Consider the following 22,269-nt stretch of genomic DNA (forward strand, 5'->3'; position numbering starts at 1 on the left):
GCACCCCCGTGAAGATCGTCGCAGCAGACATCATCGTGTCCAGCCCCGACCGGAACTTCGTCACCCTGAAGATCACCACCGACGAGGGCATCACCGGCCTGGGCGACGCCACGCTCAACGGCCGTGAGCTGTCCGTCGCCTCGTACCTGCGCGACCACGTGGCCCCGTTGCTGATGGGGCGGGACCCGCACCGGATCGAGGACACCTGGCAGTTCCTGTACCGCTCGGCGTACTGGCGTCGTGGACCGGTCACGATGGCGGCCATCGCGGCGGTCGACGTCGCGCTGTGGGACATCAAGGCCAAGGCCGCGGGCATGCCGCTGTACCAACTGCTGGGCGGCGCGTCCCGCACCGGCATCATGGCGTACGGGCACGCGTCGGGACGGGACCTTCCCGAGCTGTTCGACTCGATCCGCCGCCACCTCGACGAGGGCTTCCGGTCGATCCGGGTGCAGACCTCGGTGCCGGGGATCAACGCGGTGTACGGCGTGGCCGCCCAGCCCAGCGCCACCGGCCAGCGCTACGACTACGAACCCGCGCAGCGCACCCCGCTGCCCGTCGAGGAGGACTGGGACACCCGCGCGTATCTGCGCCACCTGCCCGAGGTCTTCGAGGCGGTCCGCGGTGAGTTCGGCCCGGAGTTGCCGCTGCTGCACGACGGTCACCACCGGATGACCCCGATCCAGGCCGCCAAGCTCGGCAAGGCCCTCGAACCGTACGACCTGTTCTGGCTGGAGGACTGCACCCCGGCGGAGAACCAGGAGGCCCTGCGGCTGGTCCGCCAGCACACCACCACCCCGCTGGCCATCGGCGAGGTCTTCAACACGGTCTGGGACTACCAGACCCTGATCCGCGAGCAGCTGATCGACTACGTCCGGTCCGCGGTCACCCACACCGGTGGCATCACCGCCATGCGCAAGCTGCTCGACTTCGCCGCCCAGTACCAGATCAAGTCCGGCATCCACGGCCCCACCGACATCTCCCCGGTGGGCATGGCCGCGGCCCTGCACCTCGACCTGGCCATCCACAACTTCGGCATCCAGGAGTACATGAAGCACACCCCGCTGGCCAACGAGGTGTTCCGGCAGTCGTTCACCTTCACCGACGGCTACCTGCACCCGGGCGATCAGCCGGGTCTCGGGGTGGAGCTCGACGAGGAGGTGGCGGCCCGCTTCCCGTACGAGCCGGCCTACCTGCCGTTCAACAGGCTCAAGGACGGCACGATCCATGACTGGTGAGGGGCGGGGCGACGCCCGGCCCACCCGGCACGTCGTGGTGATGGGGGTCTCCGGCGCCGGCAAGACCACCGTGGCGCGGGGGATCGGCGCAGCCACCGGGCTGGCGTTCGCCGAGGCGGACGAGTTCCACTCCCCGGCGAACGTGGCGCGCATGCGCTCGGGCGTACCGCTGGACGACACCACCCGCTGGCCCTGGCTGCGGGACATCGCCGGGTGGATCGCCGATCGCGGCGCGGAGGGCAGGTCGACGGTGCTGGCCTGCTCGGCGCTCAAGCGGTCGTACCGGGACGTGCTGCGCCAGGGCACGTTCCGGTTGGACTTCGTGCACCTCGCCGGATCGGCGGAGGTCATCCGGGCCAGGATGGCCCTGCGCGAGGGGCACTACATGCCGGCGAGCCTGCTCGAATCCCAGCTCGCCACGCTGGAGCCGGCGGAGCCGGACGAGTCGGTGCTCGTGCTCGACGTCGCGCTCACCCCGGAGGCGCTGGTGGCGGCGGCAGTGGACGGCCTCGGCCTGCACCCCTACCGCCGTCCGGACCCGCAAGGGAGCGTGTTAGGTTAGCCAACCCTAATCGATAACGGAGTCCGCCTCGCATGTCAGTCGCCGAGATCAGCGGTGGCGTGGTGCTTCGTCGCGCGCTGCGCCGACAGCGTGGCCGGGTGCTGCTCGGCATCGCGTTGCTGTGCACGCACCAGGCCGCCGAAGCCCTCGTCCCCGTCGCCATCGGGGTGGTCATCGACCGGGCGGTCGCCACCGGTGACGTCCGCGCGCTGCTGCTCTCACTCGCCGGGCTGGCCGCCCTGTTCACCGTCCTGGCCTTCGCCTACCGGACCGGTGCCCGGATGGCGTACGCCGCGGTGGAGCACGAGGCGCACGCGACGCGGGTCGAGATCGCCCGGAGCGCCCTCGACCCGCGTGGACACCACTCCGGTATGCGCGACGGAGAGCTGCTGTCCGTCACGGCCTCCGACGCCGAACTGTCCGCGCTGGTCGTGCGGGTCGCCGGGCTCACCGCCGCCGCGTTCACCGCCATCGTGGTCGCGGCCGTCGCGCTGCTCGTCGTCGACGTCCCGCTCGGGCTCGGTGTGCTCCTCGGCGTACCCCTGCTGGTCCTCGCCCTGCAACGGATGGCACCGCTGCTCACCCGGCGCAGCTCGTCGCAGCAGGAGGCCCTCGCGGCCACCACCGCGCTCGCCGTCGACCTCGTCACCGGCCTGCGCGTGCTGCGCGGTATCGGCGCGCAGGACCACGCCGCGCGCCGGTACGCGGGCGCCAGCCGCCACGCGCTCGACGTCACCCTGCGTGCCGCCACCACCAAGGGCCTGCACCTCGGGCTCACCACCATGGTCAACGGCCTGTTCCTCGCGACGGTCGCCGGCGTCGCGGGCTGGCTCGCGCTCCAGGGCCGGCTCACCATCGGCGAACTCGTCGCCGTCGTCGGGCTGGCCCAGTTCATCGCCGAGCCGGTGCAGACGCTCGGGTACTGCGTACAGCTGTTCGCCATGGCCCGGGCCTCCGCGGGGCGGGTCGCCCGGGTCCTCGGCGCGGCACCGGTCCTGGTGCCGGGCGACGCCGGGCCGCCCGCGCCGACCCCGTCCCGGCTGACCCTCGACGGGGTCAGTCACGCGGGCCTCGACAGTGTCAGCCTGCACGTCCGCGCCGGCGAGATCCTGGGCGTGCTCGCCTACGACCCGAGCGACGCCGAGGCGCTGGTCGCGGTGCTGGCCGGCCGGGCGCCGCAACCGGACCGCCGGGGAACGCTGTACGTCGACGGCGTGCCCGCCGAAGAGCTGCACATCGACGCCCTGCGCGCCGTGGTCCTGGTGGAGCAGCATGACGTGGCGCTGTTCGAGGGCACCCTGCGCGCCAACCTCAGCGCCGGCGCCCAGGTCGACGACACGGTCCTGCGTGCCGCGATGCGGGCCGCGGCGGCCGAGGACGTGCTCGCCGCGCACCCGCACGGCTTCGACCGCCAGCTCACCGAACGGGGGGCGAACCTGTCCGGCGGGCAGCGGCAGCGGATCGGGCTGGCCCGGGCGCTCGTCGCCGACCCTCCGGTGCTGGTGCTGCACAACCCCACCACGGCGGTCGACGCCGTGACCGAGGGCCTGCTCGCCGAAGGGCTGGCCTCGGCCCGCGGAGCGGACACCCACGGCACGGTGCTGATCACCACCAGCCCGGCGTTGCTGCGGGTCACACACCGGGTCGTCGTGCTCGACCGGGGCCGGGTCATCGCCGAGGGGCCGCACGAGCAGTTGCTCGCCAGCGACGCCCGCTACCGGGAAGAGATCCTGCGATGACCGAGCCGACCATGACCGGGGCCGAGCCCCGGCAACTGCTGCCGACGGCCACCGCCGGACAGACCTGGGCCACCCTCCGCACCGAGCTGGCCCGCCTGCCGGGGCTCAGCGCCGTCGCCGGCACGTTGCTGGTGGCCGCGTCCGCGACCGGGCTCGTCGCCCCCTGGGTGCTCGGTCGCCTCGTGGACGACGTCATCGCCGGCTCCGACACGTCGCAGATCGTGACCTGGGCGGGCGTGATCGCGGGTGCCGCGGTGCTCGCGGGCCTCCTCACCGCGGTCGGCGCCGCGGTCGCCGCACGCCTCGGCGAGACGGTGCTGGCCCGGCTCCGGGAGCGGGTCCTCGACCGCGCCCTGCACCTGCCGTCGGCCACCCTGGAGCGAGCCGGCACCGGGGACCTGGTTGCCCGCGCCGGCGACGACGTGGCCGTGGTGACGAACGTGATCGCCACCAGCGGCCCGGCCTTCCTCGGCGCGCTGCTGTCCGTCGTGTTGACCGCGGCGGGGCTCTTCGCCCTCGACTGGCGGCTCGGCATCGCCGGCCTGGTCGCCGCACCGGCGTACGCGCTGGCGCTGCGCTGGTACCTCAAACGGTCGATCCCGTACTACGCCCTTGAGCGGGTGGCCACTGGCGAACGCGCGCAGGCGACGGCCGAGGCGCTCCGCGGCGCGGCGACCGTGCGCGCCTACCGGATGGAGGACGCCCACGTCGCCCGGATCGCGGCGCGCTCCGGCGTAGCCCGCGACCTGTCGCTGGAGATCTTCGGGCTGTTCACGCGGTTCGGGCTGCGCATCAACCGGTCGGAGTTCGTGGGGCTGGCCGCCGTGCTGCTCGCCGGCTTCCTGCTGGTGCGCGACGACCTCGCCACGGTGGGAGCCGCCACCACCGCCGCGCTCTACTTCCACCGCCTCTTCAACCCCATCGGCCTGCTGCTGTTCGAGTCGGACTCCGTGCTGCAGGCCGGTGCCAGCCTCGCCCGGCTCGTCGGGGTCACCGCGCTGCCGGACACCGCGACCCCGGCCGGCCCGGAGCCCGCCCGGCCGGCGCGGCCCGAACCGGCGGCACTGGAGGTGACCGTCGCGCAGCACCGCTACGACGACGGGCCGGTCGTGTTGCGCGACGTCGACCTCCGACTCGCACCGGGCGAGCGCGTCGCCCTCGTGGGCGCCAGCGGCGCGGGCAAGAGCACGCTCGCCGGGATCATCGCCGGCATCATCGCGCCCACCCACGGGTCGGTGACCCTGCGCGGCGTGCCGCTGGCCGAGCTCGGCGAGCACCGGCTGCGCCGCGAGATCGCCCTCATCAGCCAGGAGGTGCACGTCTTCGCCGGGCCGCTCGCCGACGACCTGCGGCTGGCCGACCCGGACGCCACCGACGACGAGCTGACCGCCGCCCTCGACCTCGTCGGCGCCACCCACTGGTTCCGTACCCTGCCGGACGGCCTCGCCACGGAGGTGGGGGAGGGTGGACGGCACCTCACCGCGGCCCAGGCCCAGCAGCTCGCGCTGGCCCGCCTCGTCCTCGCCGATCCCGCCGTCGCGGTCCTCGACGAGGCCACCGCGGAGGCGGGCAGCGCGGGTGCGCGTGACCTCGACCGCGCCGCCGTGGCGGCCACCGAGGGACGTACCACCCTGGTCGTCGCCCACCGACTGAGCCAGGCGGCCACCGCCGACCGCATCATCGTGATGGAGCATGGGCGTGTCACCGAGCACGGCACGCACGCCGAGCTGCTGGCGGCCGGGGGCGGCTACAGCCAGCTGTGGCGGTCCTGGCGCATGCCCGACCCCGTGCCGCCGCAGGGGCGCGGGAGCACCGAGCAGATCGAGGAGCAGCCCGTCCTGGGTTGAGCGGCCGGCGAGGCGCGCGCCGTCCCGCCGTGGCCCCCCGGCCCGCCGGTACGCAACCGGGAAGTCGACCGAACGGGGGAGCCCGGGAACTTTTCCGGACCGGCCAGCGACAACCAGGATGCGCGGCTGACCGGCGGCGTCCCGACGACGGCACCTCGCCATGAAGGAGCGCCCGTGGCACACAGGACGGTGGTCCGTGCGAGACGGCGTCGCTGACGACGACCAGGTGACCCGCTGGGCGAAGGAGGCTGGCCGGGGTGACCGGCAGGCCGCCACCGCGTTCATCCGGGCCCTCCAGGACCAGGTCTGGCGGTTCCTGTCGCACCTCGCCGGGCCGGGTGAGGCTGACGACCTGACCCAGGAGACGTTCCTGCGGGCGTTCCGCAACCTGCCCGGCTTCGCCGGCCGCTCGTCGGCCCGGACGTGGGTGTTCACGATCGCCCGGCGCGTCGCCGTCGACCATGTCCGGACGGCGGTGGCCCGGCCGAGGATCGCGTCGGTGCCGGACTGGCAGACAGCGGCCGAGTCAGCCGGCGCGATCGCCGCCGGGGCCGACGAGGGCGTGACCCTGCACCAGTTGATCGCCGGCCTGACCCGGGAGCGTCGCGAGGCGTTCGTCGCCACCCACGTGCTCGGCCTCTCCTACGCCGAGGCCGCGGACGTCTGCCAGTGCCCCATCGGCACGATCCGCTCCCGGGTCGCCCGGGCGAGGGAGGACCTCGTCGCCGCCTGGCAGGCCGAGGGCGACCAGAGCCGTACGCGGCGAACCAGCTGAGGCTGGGACCCCCGCCCGATCCCGTCCGCTCACCCCAGGCGGGCCTCGATGGCCTCGATGATGCGCGGACGCAGCTCTGCGGCGCGGATGACGGCGTCCACCGAGCCGACCTGCACGGCGCGCTGGATGTTGTGCACCCGGTCGAACTCGGTCGCCACCTCGCCCAGCTTCTCCGCGCGCACCGACGAGCGCAGCTCGTCGAGTTCCGCGGTCAGCGCGGCGCGTTCGGTGCCGGCCGCGGCGCCGACGCGGGCTTCCAGGTCCCGCACGCGGGGGTCGGCCGCCGTACGGGCGTTGACGTCGGCGGCGAACACCACAGCGGCGGCGGGCGCGCCACCGAGCACCGAGGCGAACGAGCCCTCCAGCGCGAGCACTGTCATGTTCGGGTTCAGCGCCTTCGAGAACACCACGAACGCACCGCCGTGGTAGCGCGAGATCACGCAGAAGACGATGGGCCCCCGGAAGTTCACGATCGCCCGGCCGATCTCGGCCCCGTACTCCAGTTGCAGCTTGCGCATCGACTCCGGTGAGCCGTCGAAGCCCGACAGGTTCGCCAGCACGACGAGGGGCCGGTTGCCGCTGGCCGCGTTGATGGCCCGCGCTGCCTTCTTCGACGAGCGGGGGAACAGCGTGCCCGCCGTGTAGGTGTCCGGACCGTCGGTGGGCGGGAAGCCGTGCCGCGGCACCGACCGGGACTCGATGCCGAGCAGGCAGACCGGGATGCCACCGAGGTGGATGTCCTGCACGACCGCGGTGTCCGCGTCGGCCATGCCCGCCCAGCGCTCCAGCACCGGGTGGTCCTGATCGGAGAGCGCCCGCATCACCGTACGGATGTCGAACGGCTTCTTGCGGTCCGGGTTGGCCTCGACGGAGAAGATCTCCCCGACGGTGGCGAAGGCGCTGCCCGCCACGTCGTGTGGGAAGTCGGAGATGTCGCGGTCGGTCGGGTCGGTGGTGACCGCCCGCCGGGGCGCGTCCTCGCCGGGCGCGACGTACGTGTGGTCGTAGTGCGCCATCACCACGTCCCGGGCGGCCGTCAGGTTCGGCGCCCAGTACTGTGCCTGCCCGTTCGGGCCCATCACCCGGTCGTAGCCGCCGATGCCGAAGTTGTCCTCGGCCGACACGCCACCGGAGAAGTCCAGCGACTGCTTGCCGGTGAGCACCATCGCCGAGTCCGGGGTCATCACCAGGATGCCCTTGGTGTGCATGAGCATCGTCGCCTCGGCGTTCCAGTACGGCTGCGCGCCGACGTTGATGCCCGCGACCACGATGTTGATCTCACCACCGGCCTGGGTGAACTCGACGATCCGCTTGAGCGCCGCGGCCACCCAGTCCATGTTCTCCGTGCCCGACGTCATCGAGATCCGGGCGCCGGCGGACAGCGCCCACCACTCCAGCGGCACGTGCATCCGCTCCGCCAGGTCCAGGGCGGCGATCACGCGCCGGCACTCCGGCTCGGACAGGGCGCCCAGCGACTTCGTCGGGTCGCCGAGCAGCACCACCCGGGTGACGCCCTGCGGGTAGCGCTCGGTCGGCGTCGTGACCACCCCGGCGACGATCGCGGCGCTGTTGCGCCCCCGCGGCCGGTCCACCGGCTGCAGCGCGTGGTCGTCGTCGAGGTCGTGCTCGACGAAGTCACCGAGCCTGCCGGTCAGCTCGTACGGGTACACCGTGTTGCGGCTGCTCGCCCGCAACACCTTGAGCCGGTACTCGTCGAGCGGCTCGATCGCCTCGACCGGCGGCTCGCCGACGGCCAGCTCCGCGCCGCCCGCGGCGTCGAACGAGATCCGTACGGCGATCTTGGTCAGCTCGCCGGTCCGGCGGTCGCGCTGGCGCGCGATGAACAGGATCTCCTCCAGCCCTGCCCCCGCAGTCGTCGGGCGCACGCGCCCGGCGATCATCTCCATCTCCTCGCGGGTGAGCTCGCTCGGCGGCCAGACGTAGACCACGATCCGGTTGGTGTTGAAGCGCGTCTTCGACGGCCGCAGCGACTGGGCGCGGCGGATCGAGTCGAGGCAGGCGGCGATGGCGTCCTCGGTCGTCGGCAGCGCGACCAGTCGGCCGTCCTGCTCGCGAAGCTCGGTCAGGTCACGCACCTGCGCGAACGCCACGAGGCGCTCGTCCGACCGGTTTTCGCGCGCCACGCACTGGAAGAGGTAGACCTCCTCGTCCGACGACGGCAGCCGGGTCAGGTCGAACTTGTGCAGACGCTCCAACTGCATCCGCTGCGCGATGTACGGGTGCAGGCCGCGGATCAGCCGGTCCTCGGTCAGCTGGGTGCCCGACGGCCGGAAGGTGAAGTGGTGGTGCATCACCGCTCCGCCGCGACCCGCGACGGTGGTGGTGACCCGGCGGACCTGAGGCGGCAGCGGGTGCGCGGCGATGACCTCGGCCAGCGCCGCCGCCATCGCGTCGAAGTCCTCCGGCTGGTTCTCCCAGCCGAGGTAGATGTCGGCGTCGACGGAGTCCTCGTCGCCGGCCAGCTCGGCCAGCCCGCGCAGCGCACCGCCCAACGCGTCGAAGCTCACCGCGGCGGAGACCACGCTCGAATCGGCGCGCTCGGCGACCACGAACGTGCAGCCCGCGGCCTCCTGGGTACGCACGCTGGTGAGCGCCCTGTTGCCGTAGTACCGGCGGGTCAGCACCTCCAGCATGACCGCGTTGTCGAGGTGGTCGCGGACGAGCCGCTGGCCGAGCAGCCGGACCAGTGGCTCGGTGCTGCGTACCATCTCGGCGATGCGCTCGGCGCGGTCCGCCGCGTCCGGGTGCGCGTCCAGGTGCCGCAGGTGCCCACGGACCTCGGCGTAGACCCGGGCGCGGTTGCGGCGCAGCAGCGGCTGGGCGAACCAGGCGAACACCACGCCGCGGGCGAGGTCGGCGACCACGGGGAAGCGGACCTGCGTCGCGGCGATCAGCCGCTCCAGCGCCAGGCCGGCGGGCTCGCGCAAACTCTCGTCCGGCGGGGTCTCCCGCAGCCAGGCGCGCAGCAGGGTCGCGATGACCGTGGCGTCGGCGGACGCGCGCTGCTGGGCGAGGAAGATCCGGAAGACGGCGGCTTCGAGGGCGGGGGAGCGTTCCAGGTCGGTGACACCGTACCGGCCGAGTGCCTTGGCGAGCCTGGTCTGGAAGGCGTCCGGCAGCCCGGCCCGCTCGACGTCGAGGCTCTGCAGGTAGGTGTGGAAGTACTCCCGCGCGCTGTGCACGTGGGCGGCGCCGCCGTCCTCACCCGTCGGCCGGTTGCGGCTCAGTTCGGTGAGGTCGGCGAACACCTCGATGAGGTCGAGTTCCGCGGCCAGTGGCCGGTGACCGGCCTCGGCGGCCTCCCGCCGCGCGGCGAGATAGCCGTCGAGCACCCGACGGTCGTCGTGCGGGTCGACGTCGAAGCCGAGCAGCAGACCCCGCAGGTCCTCCTGACCGCGCCTGCCCCGCTCATCCGCCGGAACGGTCTCGTAGGCGGTCGGCAGGTCCAGTTCGACGGTCTCGGCGGTCGGGTCGTCCGTGGTCTCCTCGGCGTCGTCCGCGAGCGGCTCCAGGCGCATCAGCGGCGCGCCCGCCTCGACCTGGCTGCCCACCGAGACGGCGCACTCCTTGAGCCGCGCCCTGAACGGCGCGCGCAGCACCGTCTCCATCTTCATCGCTTCGAGCACCAGCACCGGAGCGCCCGCCTCGACCTCGGCGCCGACCTCCAGCGGTGTGGCGACGACGAGTGCCGGCATCGGGGAGCGCAGGACGCCGCCCTCGTCGCGGCTGACCCGGTGCGTCACACCGTCCACCTCGACCAGGTGGGTCGGCCCGTACGTGCCGGTGAGCAGGCGGTATCGGATGCCGTTGACGACGATCTGGCCGGTGTGCCGGTCGAACCGGTCGAGTTCGACGTCGGCGGTGCGGACGACGGTGCCCGCCTCGATGCCGACCCGGAACCGGTGTGGGCCGACCCGTGCCACGCGGGTGCGGTAGCCGACACCGCGCAGCTTGAGGTCCAGCGGTCGGCCGCTGGCGTGCTGCACCTGCGGGCGCCCACCGGACGCCGTCGACAGCAGCCGCTGCCGCTCGGCGCGCTCCTCCTCCTCGTACGACTCGATGGCGGCGGCCGCCAGGGCGACCGCGGAGTGGCGGTGCGTGACGAGTCGGCCCTCACCGCGGACGCGGTCGATCCAGCCGGTGTCGGCGCTGGCGTCGATCACCTCGGGCTGGTCGAGCAGGTCGAGCACGAAGCTCTTGTTGGTCGCGCCACCCTCGATGATCACCGTGGTGTTCGCCATCGCCCGACGCAGCTTGCCGAGCGCCTCGTCGCGGTTGCGGCCGTACGCGATGATCTTCGCGATCATCGAGTCGAAGTCGGCCGGGATGGTGTCGCCCTCGCTGACGCCGGTGTCCACCCGGATGCCGGGGCCGCTGGGCAGGTCCAGCCGCGCGATCCGCCCCGGCGACGGCGCGAAGTCGCGGTCGGGATCCTCGGCGTTCAGGCGGGCCTCGATGGCGTGCCCGCGCTCCATCGGCGGCTCGCCCTCGAGCCGCCCACCGGAGGCGACGTGCAGCTGCGCCTTGACCAGGTCGAACCCGGTGGTCAACTCGGTGATCGGGTGCTCGACCTGGAGGCGGGTGTTGACCTCCAGGAACGCGAACAGCCGGTCGCCGGGGTGGTACAGGAACTCGACGGTCGCCGCGCCGCGGTAGCCGACCGCGATGGCCAGCCGCTCGGCCGACGTCTTGAGCTCGGCGGCCTGCGCCGGGTCGAGCACCGGCGACGCCGACTCCTCGATGACCTTCTGGTTGCGTCGCTGCACCGAGCAGTCGCGCACCCCGAGCGCCCATGCGGTGCCCTGCCCGTCGGCGATCACCTGGACCTCGACGTGCCGGGCCCCGGTGACCAGGCGTTCCAGGAACACGATGCCACTGCCGAAGGCCCGCGCGGCCTCCTGACTGGTCCGCTCGTACGCGTCGACGAGCTCGGCCTCGGTGCGCACCACGCGGATGCCGCGCCCGCCGCCGCCCGCTGTCGCCTTCAGCATCAGCGGGTAGCCGATCTTGGCTGCCGAGGCGCGAGCGGCGTCCAGGGTCTCGACGGCGCCACGGCTCCACGGCGCGACCGGCACGCCGACCTCCTCGGCGATCAGCTTGGAGCCGATCTTGTCGCCGAGCTGGCGCATGGCGTCCGGGCTCGGCCCGACGAAGGTGACGCCGATCTTCTCGCACAGCTCCGCGAACGCGGGATCCTCGGCGACGAAACCCCAGCCCACCCAGGCGGCGTCGGCCCCGGTCTCCGTCAGGGCGCGCTCCAGCACCGCCAGATTGAGGTACGGGCGGGCAGACGCGGAACCGAGATCGTAGGCGATGTCCGCTTCGCGGACGAAGGTGGCGGTGCGGTCGACGTCGGTGTAGAGAGCGACGGTTTCGATCTGGTTGCCGGTCTCCGCGGCCAACTCGCGGACCGCGTGGATGAGCCGCATGGCGGCTTCACCACGGTTGACGATGGCGACACGGTTGAACACCCGACTGACCCCTTAGCTAGACCTTGAACTGCGTGCCGCGAGACGACGGCTCCCAGCAGTGATCACCTTTCCGGCTGGCGGCTGCCAGCGCTATGGCGCAACCACCGAACCAACCGTCTCTCAGTTGTAGGAAGTGAACAAAAGTTTTTGGTGTCCCCGCAGCCCGCGACCGCCACGGTAGCCCAGGCGGGCACCCGGATCACCGTCACCTCGACCGGGAGGCTCGCGCCGGGCGTGACGTACGGCTCGTTCCCGGTGACCCGCCCCGTCGACCGGCCGCGTCGTCAGTGACTGTCCCCCCGGGCCTGACAATGAGGAGGTGACCGTTCTCGACCCGCGGGCGCTCAACCGCGCGACGCTCGCCCGGCAGTTGCTGCTCGATCGCGCCGACCTTCCGGTCCTCGACGCCGTCGCGCACCTCGGCGGCCTGCAGGCGCAGGAACCGCAGGAACCCTTCGTCGGGCTCTGGTCGCGGCTGCGCACCTTCGACCCCGCGGTGCTCTCGACCCTGCTGACCCAGCGACAGGTGGTGCGTACCCATCTCATGCGCCGCACCGTGCACCTGCTCGTCGCCGACGACGCGCTGGCCTGGCGATCCCGGCACCAGGCCATGCTGTGCCAGCGGGTGCTCGGGGTCTACCGCGGCGAGTTGGACGGGGTTGGCCTCGACGAGCTCGCCGCAGCGGCGCGGGCGCTGCTGGCCGACGGTGAGCCGCGCTCGATGCCAGAGATCGGGCGAGCGCTCGGCGAGCGTTGGCCGACACCGGGTCCGCAGGCCCTGGGCGAGATGGCGATGGCCCTCGTCCCGCTGACCCAACTGCCGCCGCGCGGAGTGTGGCGGATGAAGGGCGGCGCCCGACACGCCCTGCTCTCCGCGTGGCTGGGTCGGGAGGTCCACCCGCCGACGCCGGACGACGCCGATCCCGTCGGCCAGATCCTCGTACGGCGCTATCTGGCCGCGTTCGGGCCGGCCGCTACGGCCGACGTGCGCGCCTGGTCCGGCCTCGCCGGGCTGCCGGCTGCGGTGACCGCGATGCGTGACGAGCTGATCACCTTCCGCGACGAGCGCGGCCGAAAGCTGATCGACCTTGCCGACGCACCACGCCCCGACCCCGAGACACCCGCTCCGGTGCGCTTCCTCCCGGCGTTCGACAACGCGATCCTCGGCTACGACGACCGCAGCCGGATCATCGACGACGCCCACCGCGGCCTGTCCGTGGCCGGTGAGCGCGTGGTGCTGGTCGACGGCCGGGTCGCCGCGACCTGGAGCGTCGAGGCGGGCACGGTGACCGTCAACCCGTTGACCGGCTTCTCCCGGGCCGACCGCACCGCCGTCGCCGAGCAGGGGCAGGCACTGGCGCTGTTCCTCTCCGACAAGGAGAGCGACCGGGTGCGGGTCGCCGCGTCGCCCCGGTGAGGCCAACCCCAACGGCCTTGTATCGATGATTGTCGACTGCCATGATGTGGTTCGGTCGTGCTCGGGAGCCAGCGCGCACCACACCCTCTCCGGTCCACAGGACGCACGAGGTGGCCAGTTCACCCGTGCCGGGCAGTCCTCGTCGGCGACCGGATCCTGAGCACGGCACCGGCTGCGATCTCGGTCAGCGGTGCCCGGCAACCACCGGAGGTACCGATGCTTCGCATGTTCCTCGCCGTCACGACCGTCGCGCTCGCCGTCTGGGGCGGGGCGAGCGGCACCACAGAGCCCACGCCCACGGCCACGCCGACGCCCTCGCCGACGCTCACCTGCCCGCCCGTGTTGCCGATCACCACCAACGTCGCCGGGGTCACCACCACCAGCGCCACCATCTCGTACTCGATCTTCCTCCGCCCACCCTGCGGCTACGACCCGCCGATGACCGTCAGCCTCTTCGCCAGCCGTGAGGACGCCCAACAGTGGCGGACGCCGGTTGCCGTGGCCGTCTCCGGGCCGGAGCGCGACGGCTCGGTCACCGTCGACCGCCTGACCCCGGACACGGAGTACTGGTACCGGTTGACCGACGTCGACGGTCGGCGGCACCCGTTCATGAACGCGTCGGCGCGGACGGCATCGCTGGCATCCTGCCGCGCGACGGCCACGATCGACGCCCGCTGGGGCAACGGCTTCGTCGCTACGGTCACGGTCCGCAACACCGGGACCCAACCACTGGACCGGTGGCTGGTGTCCTGGCGGTGGTCCGGTGACGAGCGCGTCCAGTCGGTCTGGGGTGGCGTGGCCGAGACCGTCGGTGTCGACGTCACGGTCCGCAATGCCTCGCACAACGGGGCGCTGGCGCTGGACGGTGCGACGACGTTCGGAATGCTGGTGACGACCAGCGCGGTGCCCGACGGGTTGACGATGGCCTGCGCCCGGTAAACGACGTCCGCCCCGCTCCCGCCGTGCTGGCGCGAGCGGGGGCGGCGTGCTGTCGGTCAGGGTTTACGGGCCACCGCGCCGTAGGCGTCGATCGCGGTGACGTCGGGCTCGTCCGGTCGCCACAGGGGGATCGGCACCAGGCCCGGCTCCACCTTCGACAGGCCGGAGAAGCAACTGTCCAGGTCCGCCGGGCTGCGCAGGATGTACGGGACGCCGCCGCTCTGTGCCAGTCGCTCGGCACCGGAGACGACAGCCGGGCTGGTGTTGGTGCCGTCCCAGAGCACGAGGTAGCTGCCGGAGGGCATCGCGTCCATGGTCCGCTCGACGATCGAGCGCACCACGGAGAGGTCGGGCTCGTAGCCCATCACGCCCATGAACATCACCGCGACGGGCTGGTCGAAGTCGAGCGTCTGCGCCGCCTCGGCGAGGATCCTCTCCGGGTCGTGGTAGTCGGCGGGTACGTAGGTGGTGACACCCTCGGACGTCGTGCTGGCCAGCAGCGCCCGCGCGTGCACCAGCACCATCGGGTCGTTGTCCACGTAGACGATCCGCGAGTCGGGCGCGACCCCCTGGGCGACCGCGTGCGTGTTCTGCATGGTGGGCAGGCCGGTGCCGATGTCCAGGAACTGCCGGATGCCCGCCTCGGCCGCCAGGTACCGCACGGCCCGCACCAGGAACAGGCGCGACTGCTGCGCCATGAGGACGATCTCCGGGTAGACCTCGGCGACCGCGTCGCCGGCCGCCCGGTCGGACTGGAAGTTGTCCTTGCCGCCCATCCAGTAGTTCCAGATCCGGGCCGCGTGCGGCACGTCGGGCTGAAGCTTCGCGGTGAGTTCGGCGTCCGGGCCGGCCATGCCAGGCTCCTATCGAGGGGTCGTCGGCGGGAGATCACCTCTGCGGTGTGACCGGGATCGTACTCCCGGGCGGTCCACTGTCGACGCCGGCGTTCGGTCTGCCAGAGCAGCTCGACGGTAGGAGTTTCGCGTGAACCAATGCCCGTGGCGGGGTATCCAACCCTGTGACAGACCCGCGGAGAAAGGGACCAGCCATGCGCGGCAAGCTGATTTCCGGTGTGGTGCTCACCCTCACGTTCGTCACCGGGTGCACGTCATCCGTCGACCGTGTCGGCGGCGAGGCGGCGCCCGCCGGCTCTCCGGCTGGCAGCGCGAGCCCGTCGACACCGGGTGCTCCGGCGCCGACCAGCTCCGGGCCGAGTGCTCCGGCCACCCGTAGCTCCACCCCGGAAGCTGCGGCCACCCGCACCTCCGGGCCGGCCACTCAGGAAAGCGAGATCAGGCGGACCAACTGGCCCAACGCGGCGATCCGTAACCTGAGGTTCTGCGGTGAGTCCGACGACTCCGTGTCGTTCCGCAACGGGTCGAACGGCCTCGACGTGCCGTGCAGGATCCTGCCCGGCGGTGCCCGGCCGGTGTACGCCGAGTTCATCGTCGAGGAGCCGGCGAACGCCCCTTCGACCGAGGACGCGCTGGTCCTCGTCGAACTGGGCAACCCCGACGCCTCGCGGCGGCAGGCCCTCGTGCCCGTTCAGCTCGGGGACAACGGCCGGAACCGGTACGCGTGGCCGGTCATCCTGGGAGACGACTCCAGCCCGACCGGCGACCGGGTCATGACCTTCGTCTCGTACCGGGTGGTGGGCCAGAACGTGGAGGCCACCGTCCGAAAACTCGACGGCAACACCGAGACCAGACGGTGGCGCAAGGCCGACGGCAGCGGAAACTGGGAACGGTACTAGCGTTGCGTGACCACCGACGTGTCCACCCGCAGCGTGCCGAGGACCTCGTCGGTGCGGTCCACGCCGTCGGTCTGCTTGACCTGCACGTACACGCCGAACGAACCGTCGGCCGCGACCAGGGTGACCTCGCTGAACGACGTCTCCGTGCCCCCGCATCGCGTCCAGTGCGTGACGATCCCACCGAGGGTGCCGACGGTGACCGTCCGGTCGGCGGCATCCGTGCAGCCACTGTGATCGGGCAGCGTCGGCTCGGCCGCACGCAGGGTGCGGCTCATCCCGACAAGCTGGTGACGGCACTCGTGCTCCGCGATCTGTGTCAGCTCGACTACCAGGAGATCGCCGGGCAACTGGGCATTCCGGTCGGCACGCTGAAGTCCCGGATCCATCACGCTCGTCGGCACGTGCGGGAGTCGTTGGAGGGCGGCTGAGCGAAGCGTACGCCGTTCTGCGGGTTTGCCCCCGATCGAGTGACATCGTTTGACTTGTGCGACGAATGCATCTTTGATAGTCGATGTCTATCGTTGGGCGACGCCCTGATCCTGGAGGACGGATGCGAGTCATCGCGCGAACCAAACCACGACGGCGGCTGTTGCCGGCGGTGATGGCGGCGGTGACGCTGCTGACCGTGGCCGTCGGCGTGCCGGCCGCCGCAGCGGCACCGTCGACGGTGGTCGGCGTGGCCAGCGGCCGGTGCCTGGACGTGGTCGGCAACGTGCGGACCGCCGGCGCCGGCATCAACATCTACGACTGCAACGGTCAGGCCAACCAGGCGTGGAGCCTCACCTCGGCCGGTGAGCTGCGGGTCTACAACGAGACGATGTGTCTCGACGTGGTCGGCCAGGACACCACCGCGCCGGCCGCACTGCAGATCAACGGCTGCACCGGTGGTGCCAACCAGCGCTTTCGGATCAACACCAATGGGACCATCGTCGGCGTCCAGTCCGGCCTGTGCCTGGACGTGACCGGCGCGGGCACCGCCAACAGCACCACTGTCGGTCTCTGGACCTGCAACGGGCAGACCAACCAACGGTGGACGACTGCCCTGGGCGGCAGCGACAGCCAGCCGCCCACGGCGCCGGGCAGCCCGCGGGTGAGTGGCCTGACCTGCAACTCGGTGACCTTCGCGTGGAACGCCTCGACGGACAACGTCGCTGTCGCCTTCTACGACGTCTACCACGACGGCCAGCTGATGAAATCGGTGAGCGGCACGACGCTGTCCACCACCCTCACGGTGGTCGCCGGCGCGACCTGGGGCCTGTACGTCAACGCCCGCGACGCCGCCGGCAACGTGTCCCAGGCGAGCACCACGGTCTCGATCACGCCGCCGCCCTGCCAGGCCGACACCCAGCCGCCGACCGCGCCACAACAGCTCAGCGGCACCGCGTCGGGCACCACCGTGACACTGCGGTGGACCGCGTCGAGCGACAACATCGGGGTCCGGGCGTACGACATCTACCGCGCCGGCGTGAAGGTCGGCACGGTCACCGGCGCGCCGCCGGCGACCACGTTCACCGACAGCGGGCTGGCCGCGAACACCGCGTACCAGTACTACGTGGTGGCGCGGGACTCCCAGGACAACGCCTCCTCGCGCAGCGGCACGACGACAGTGACGACCGGCGCGGCGTGCGGCAACCCGGTGTGCGGGGTGCGCCAGGTCACCACCGACACCGACATCCCGTGGGGCCTGGTGACGCTGCCCGACGGCAACGTGCTCTACAACCGCCGCGACGCGCACGACATCATCCAGCTCAACCCCACCACCGGCGCCAAGACCAACCTGGGCACGGTGCCGAACGTGCAGAGCACCGACGGTGAGGGCGGCCTGCTCGGGCTCGCCATCTCGGCCAGCTACAGCAGCGACCGCTGGTTGTACATCATGCACACCTCGCCCAGCGACAACCGGATCGTGCGGATCAGGTTGGAGAACGGGCGACTCAACACGGCCAGCGAGCAGGTGCTGGTCAGCGGCATCCGGCGCAACAAGTACCACGACGGTGGGCGCCTACGGTTCGGCCCGGACGGCAAGTTGTACGCCAGCACGGGTGACGCGCAGAACGGCAACTACGCACAGGACCGGGCGGCCCTCGAAGGCAAGATCCTGCGCCTCAACCCGGACGGCACCGTTCCCTCCGACAACCCGTTCGGCAACTACGTGTGGAGCTACGGCCACCGCAACCCGCAGGGGCTGGCGTTCGACTCGCAGGGCCGGCTGTGGGAGCAGGAGTTCGGTAACTCGGTCATGGATGAGACCAACCTGATCACCCGGGGCGGCAACTACGGCTGGCCGGCGTGCGAGGGCACCAGCGGCACGTGCGGCACCGCCGGGTTCATCGCGCCGGCGCGTACCTATCCCACCGCCGAAGGGTCGTGCTCGGGCATCACGATCGTGCGGGACGCGCTCTACGTGGCCTGCGCGCGTGGTGCCCGGATGTACCGCGCGGTGATCAGCGGCAGCAGTCTGACGAACGTGCAGACGTACTTCAGCGGCACCTACGGTCGGTTGCGGACGGTGGAGCCGGCTCCCGACGGAGGGCTCTGGCTGACCACCACCAACACCGGCGACAAGGACAGCACCCCGAACAACAGCAACGAGCGGATCCTGCACGTCACGCTCGGCAACTAGGGGACCGCAGCGGTTCAGTGAGCGACGTCTCCGCGGGGCCACCCACGTGGTGGCCCCGCGGAGACGGCTCGTGCCGTCAGGAACTCGTCAGGATCACGAGTTGCTGGGTCGCCCGGGTCATCGCGACGTAGCGGTCGACCGCCCCCTCGATGCCCGTGCCGAACGCCTCCGGGTCGACCAGGACGACCAGGTCGAACTCGAGACCCTTGGCCTGCTCCGGGCTCAGCGACCGGACGCGGGACGTCGGTGGGAACGTCGGATCGCCGATCACGCAGGCGGTCCCGTCGGCGTGCTCACCGAGCCAGGCGTCGAGGATCGCGCCCAGCTCGGCGGCCGATCCGTGGACGACGGGCAGCCCGTTGCTGCGGATGGAGGTCGGCACGTTGGCGTCGGGGAGCACAGCCCGGATGACCGGCTCGGCCTCCGCCATGACCTCCTCCGGGGTCCGGTAGTTGATGCTCAGGGTGGCCAGCGAGATCCGGTCGAGCCCGATGCGCTCCAGGCGTTCCTGCCACGACTCGGTGAACCCGTGCCGGGCCTGGGCGCGGTCCCCGACGATGGTGAAGCTGTGCGACGGGCAGCGGGCCAGCAGCATCTGCCACTCGGCGTCGGTCAGCTCCTGGGCCTCGTCCACGACGATGTGGGCGAACGGGCCGGCCAGCAGATCCGGATCGGCGGCGGGGAGCGCGGACTCGTCGGCCAGGGCGTCGCGAAGGTCCGGCTGGTGCAGCATCGTCAGCAGGCCCTCGCCGTCGTCGTAGGCGTCGGCCGCGAGCAGTTCGTCGACGACCCGGGCCCGGTGCTCGCGTTCGACGGCGGCGGCGGGGTCGTGCCGACGCGGACGCTCCGACGCGTCACCGAGGCGCCGCCGTGCCGCGTCCAGGAGCGGTAGGTCGGACACGGTCCAGGCCCGGGTGTCGTCGCGCTGCAGCTTCCGGACGTCCGCCGGGCTGAGCCAGGGCGCGCACGTGCGCAGGTACGCGGGCACCGACCACAGGTCTCCCACGATGTCGGCGGCGTCGAGCAGGGGCCAGGCGCGGTTGAAGGTCGCGCGCAGCTCCCTGTTGCGCAGCAGCGACCTGCGGATCACGTCGTCCGGCTCGTCGCCGTCGTACCTGTCCACGAGGATCGTGAGCAACTCCTCCCAGATCTCGTCTCGCGCCTCGTTGTGCGGGGTGCCCGGCCCGGGCGCCTGGAACGCGTCGGCCCAGTCGTCGGCACCCAGCCAGATGTCGGCCTCGTCGGTCGTGACCGTCATCGGTTTGACCGGTGGGTCCTCGTAGAACCTGACCGCGGCGTCGATCGCTCCGACCAGCTTCGCGGAGGACTTCAACCGGGCCACGTCCGGATCGGGTTCGACAGTCGCCCCGGCACCCTCGCCGACGAGGTTCCGCAGGGTGCAGGTCTGCACGTCCTCCTCGCCGAGGCTGGGCAGGACGTCGGCGACATAGGCCAGGTAGGGCTGGTGCGGCCCGACGAAGAGCACGCCACCCCGGCGCTGACCCAGGCGAGGGTCGGAATAGAGCAGGTAGGCGGTGCGGTGCAGCGCGACGACGGTCTTCCCGGTGCCTGGACCGCCGTCCACGACGAGCGCCCCGGCCGATCCCGCTCGGATGATGGCGTCCTGGTCGGCCTGGATGGTGCTGAGCACGTCCCGCATCCGGGTCGACCGGGCGCTGCCGAGGCTGGCGATGAACGCGGACTGGTCGTCGAGCGCGACGGCGTGCCCCACGAACCCGTCCGGGGTGAAGACCTCGTCCCAGTAGTCGCTGATCCGGCCGCGCGTCCACCGGTACCGGCGACGGCTCGACAGACCCATCGGGTTGGCGTGGGTCGCGCCGAAGAACGGCTCGGCGGCGGGCGAGCGCCAGTCGAGCAGCAGCCGCCGACCCTCGCTGTCGGTGAGGCCGCGACGTCCGACGTACACGGGCTCGGGGTTGTCCGCACCGACCACGTGGCCGAGGCACAGGTCCAGACCGTAGCGACTCAGCGCACGCAGGCGGCCGGTCAGCCGACGGATCTCCTCGTCCCGGTCCATCGCCTGCCGGCCCTTGCCGCCGGGCGCCCTGCGCTCGGCGGCAAGGCGCTCGGACAGCTCGGCGTTCAGCTGATCAAGGCTCTCCGCCATCGTCGCGAAATGCTGCTCGTCGCGGCCGATCAGCCCCGGGTCGGCCTTGGGGGAGAGGTGATCGGGGAGATCGAACACGGAGGTGGGCAAGGAATTCAAATGGGAACTTCCAATTCGGCAGATTCTGGCCTCGGCCGACGATTTTGCGGCATGGACCGGGTCTTGCCGCAAGCCCCCCAGTGCGCTATATGTTAGAAGTGGCAGGGGGCCAGGTGTCCCCATTTTCCAAGCTCAGGGCGTTTCCACGACCTCGCGGCCGAGGGGCCAGAACGCCGCCGGCACGAGCTTGAAGTTGGCGATGCCGAACGGAATCCCGATGATCGTCACGCAGAGGGCGACCCCGGCGACGATGTGGGACAGCGCGAGCCACCAGCCCGCCAGCACCAGCCAGAGGATGTTCGCCAGACCGGAGGCGACGCCCGCGCCGGGCTTCGGCACCAGGGTGCGGCCGAAGGGCCACAGCGAATAGACGGCGAGGCGGAGCGACGCGACCCCGAACGGGATCGTCACGACCAGGACGAAGCAGATCAGTGCGGCGACGCCGTACCCGACCGCCAGCACGATGCCACCGCCGAAGATGAGCCACAGCACGTTCAGTACGAAACGAATCACCACTCCAGCATGAGCGATGCTCGCAATCGGCCCGCGCTGCCCTCCCGCCCCTCCTCGCCGGAGCGTGTGCACGGTCAGCCGGCCACGTGCTGGCGTCGCGTGGCGTCGTCGGACAACTGGCCGACGGCGTCGTCGAGGCTCTCGAAGATCGGGAACGCTCCGTCCAGGCGCATGGTGTGCAGGACGGTGCGGATGAATCGCGACGGCGCGGCGAGGCAGAGCGTGACCCCGCGTTCCCGCGCGTCGCGGTGTGCGCGGACGAGAAGACCGAGGCCGGTCGAGTCGATGATGTGCACACGGCTCAGGTCGACAACCACGTGCCCGCCCACCTCGGCTACGTGCCGCAGCGCCGTGCGCAGCGTGTCGCCGGTGTCGAGGTCGATGTCGCCCGTCGCGGCGATGACGGTGACGTCGTCGAGGTGGTCGATGCCGAGGATGCCTCCGGGACCGTGGTCGTCGCACGAGCCCGGCCCGCGGCGCGGGGGTGGCAGCAGGCTGCAGTGCGGGCAGCGGTGCGGCCCGGTGGCGAACGGAGAGCCGGTCCAGCCGTGCTCGGCCACCAGGGTCCAGACGACCTCGGCGTCGGGTAGCACGCACGCGGTGCCGCGGATGGTCTCGCCACAGGTGTCACAGATCAGGGTCATCAGGTACTCGTCCGGGACGACGGTCATGCTGGGGTCCTTCCTACGCCCTGGGCTGGCGCGGTCCGCGTCGCCCGGCCCGGGTCGGTGACGATCGACAGCACCTGGTCGAGGCGGGCGATGTGCAGGATGCGGCGGACCCGAGGGTTCGGGTTGCGCACGGTGAGGACCGCGTCGGCGCGAGCCAGTCTCCGGTGCAGGTCGAGGAGCAGGCCGATGGCGGCGGCGTCGAGGTGTCGGCAGTCGGAGAGGTCGAGCACGACCTGCACGGGGCGCAGGCTGAGCAGCCGATCGAACATCGCACCGACCTCCGGTAGGCAGGCCAGGTCGAGTTCGGTGACGCGCACCTCGACCAGCGGCAGCGTGTACCGCGTCGGGATCACCGGCGTTGTCATGGCCGTGCCCCTCTCCGTCAGCCCCTCGGTCCACCACCACCGTTACGGGCGGGGTTGGCGATAGCTGCAAGGCTCTGTGACAGTTGTGTGACAAAACCGCGAGCTGGG

Annotated in this window: 17 protein-coding genes; 10 read left to right on the top strand and 7 right to left on the bottom strand. The window is 71.8% G+C overall.

What is annotated here, in order from left to right; translation table 11 throughout:
- The first annotated feature begins 8 nt into the window (after positions 1-8).
- The 5 genes from manD to KBX34_RS10030 all read left to right on the top strand — a co-directional run bounded on the left by manD (position 9) and on the right by KBX34_RS10030 (position 6,161).
- Entirely contained in the window at positions 9-1,238 is a 1,230-nt protein-coding gene (gene manD, locus KBX34_RS10010; RefSeq protein ID WP_088948824.1) for a D-mannonate dehydratase ManD, read from the top strand.
- Positions 1,228-1,800, top strand: a complete 573-nt coding sequence (locus tag KBX34_RS10015; RefSeq protein ID WP_210790552.1) for a gluconokinase — start codon at positions 1,228-1,230, stop codon at positions 1,798-1,800. Before manD ends, KBX34_RS10015 begins: the two co-directional genes overlap by 11 nt.
- 32 nt (positions 1,801-1,832) lie before the next feature.
- On the top strand, positions 1,833-3,539 hold the full coding sequence (locus tag KBX34_RS10020; protein ID WP_210790548.1) for an ABC transporter ATP-binding protein: 1,707 nt from the start codon (positions 1,833-1,835) through the stop codon (positions 3,537-3,539).
- The gene (locus KBX34_RS10025; protein ID WP_247666798.1) at positions 3,536-5,386 is read left to right on the top strand and encodes an ABC transporter ATP-binding protein; all 1,851 of its coding nucleotides are present in this window, start codon (positions 3,536-3,538) and stop codon (positions 5,384-5,386) included. The genes KBX34_RS10020 and KBX34_RS10025 overlap by 4 nt, the downstream gene beginning before the upstream one ends.
- A 196-nt stretch (positions 5,387-5,582) precedes the next feature.
- Positions 5,583-6,161 carry a sigma-70 family RNA polymerase sigma factor gene (locus tag KBX34_RS10030; protein WP_307871367.1) on the top strand — a complete coding sequence of 193 codons (579 nt, stop codon included), beginning with the start codon at positions 5,583-5,585 and terminating at the stop codon, positions 6,159-6,161.
- Positions 6,162-6,190: 29 nt separating this feature from the next.
- On the opposite strand, the gene KBX34_RS10035 is transcribed toward KBX34_RS10030, so the two are convergent.
- Positions 6,191-11,653, bottom strand: a complete 5,463-nt coding sequence (locus KBX34_RS10035; RefSeq protein ID WP_210790543.1) for a carboxyl transferase domain-containing protein — start codon at positions 11,651-11,653, stop codon at positions 6,191-6,193.
- A 319-nt stretch (positions 11,654-11,972) separates the two neighbouring features.
- Here KBX34_RS10035 and KBX34_RS10040 point away from each other — a divergent pair, with 319 nt between their 5' ends.
- Together KBX34_RS10040 and KBX34_RS10045 are read left to right on the top strand one after the other, a co-directional pair.
- The gene (locus KBX34_RS10040) at positions 11,973-13,070 is read left to right on the top strand and encodes a winged helix DNA-binding domain-containing protein (RefSeq protein WP_210924615.1); all 1,098 of its coding nucleotides are present in this window, start codon (positions 11,973-11,975) and stop codon (positions 13,068-13,070) included.
- A gap of 216 nt (positions 13,071-13,286) precedes the next feature.
- Positions 13,287-14,009 (top strand): cellulose binding domain-containing protein, encoded by a 723-nt coding sequence (locus KBX34_RS10045; protein ID WP_210924617.1) that lies wholly within the window; start codon positions 13,287-13,289, stop codon positions 14,007-14,009.
- A 56-nt stretch (positions 14,010-14,065) separates the two neighbouring features.
- Here the strand turns inward: KBX34_RS10045 and KBX34_RS10050 are convergent, their stop codons facing one another.
- Positions 14,066-14,863, bottom strand: a complete 798-nt coding sequence (locus KBX34_RS10050) for an SAM-dependent methyltransferase (protein ID WP_141909927.1) — start codon at positions 14,861-14,863, stop codon at positions 14,066-14,068.
- 194 nt (positions 14,864-15,057) lie between these two features.
- On the opposite strand from KBX34_RS10050, the gene KBX34_RS10055 reads away from it, so the two are divergent.
- A complete protein-coding gene (locus KBX34_RS10055) occupies positions 15,058-15,762 on the top strand; it encodes a hypothetical protein (RefSeq protein ID WP_210924619.1) in 705 nt (234 codons plus the stop codon).
- Here the strand turns inward: KBX34_RS10055 and KBX34_RS33485 are convergent.
- Positions 15,759-16,037, bottom strand: coding sequence for a hypothetical protein (locus KBX34_RS33485; protein ID WP_247671661.1), 279 nt, complete (start codon positions 16,035-16,037; stop codon positions 15,759-15,761). The genes KBX34_RS10055 and KBX34_RS33485 overlap by 4 nt on opposite strands.
- Positions 16,038-16,049: 12 nt before the next feature.
- Between KBX34_RS33485 and KBX34_RS33490 the strand changes: the two genes are divergently transcribed.
- Together KBX34_RS33490 and KBX34_RS10065 are read left to right on the top strand one after the other, a co-directional pair.
- Positions 16,050-16,190: an RNA polymerase sigma factor gene (locus KBX34_RS33490; protein WP_247666796.1), complete on the top strand. Its 141-nt coding sequence runs from the start codon at positions 16,050-16,052 to the stop codon at positions 16,188-16,190.
- 122 nt (positions 16,191-16,312) lie between these two features.
- Positions 16,313-18,385, top strand: coding sequence for a PQQ-dependent sugar dehydrogenase (locus KBX34_RS10065; RefSeq protein ID WP_210924620.1), 2,073 nt, complete (start codon positions 16,313-16,315; stop codon positions 18,383-18,385).
- Positions 18,386-18,461: 76 nt separating this feature from the next.
- Here the strand turns inward: KBX34_RS10065 and helR are convergent, their stop codons facing one another.
- The 4 genes from helR to KBX34_RS10085 all read right to left on the bottom strand — a co-directional run bounded on the left by helR (position 18,462) and on the right by KBX34_RS10085 (position 22,161).
- Positions 18,462-20,591 carry an RNA polymerase recycling motor ATPase HelR gene (gene helR, locus KBX34_RS10070; RefSeq protein ID WP_307871368.1) on the bottom strand — a complete coding sequence of 710 codons (2,130 nt, stop codon included), beginning with the start codon at positions 20,589-20,591 and terminating at the stop codon, positions 18,462-18,464.
- A gap of 153 nt (positions 20,592-20,744) precedes the next feature.
- A complete protein-coding gene (locus tag KBX34_RS10075) occupies positions 20,745-21,125 on the bottom strand; it encodes a YccF domain-containing protein (RefSeq protein ID WP_210924624.1) in 381 nt (126 codons plus the stop codon).
- Positions 21,126-21,199: 74 nt separating this feature from the next.
- The gene (locus tag KBX34_RS10080) at positions 21,200-21,796 is read right to left on the bottom strand and encodes an STAS domain-containing protein (RefSeq protein WP_210790522.1); all 597 of its coding nucleotides are present in this window, start codon (positions 21,794-21,796) and stop codon (positions 21,200-21,202) included.
- Positions 21,793-22,161, bottom strand: coding sequence for an STAS domain-containing protein (locus KBX34_RS10085; protein ID WP_210790518.1), 369 nt, complete (start codon positions 22,159-22,161; stop codon positions 21,793-21,795). Before KBX34_RS10085 ends, KBX34_RS10080 begins: the two co-directional genes overlap by 4 nt.
- Positions 22,162-22,269: the final 108 nt, after the last annotated feature.

Origin of the sequence: Micromonospora sp. M61 (assembly GCF_018070245.1) — a bacterium.
GTDB lineage: Bacteria > Actinomycetota > Actinomycetes > Mycobacteriales > Micromonosporaceae > Micromonospora > Micromonospora zamorensis.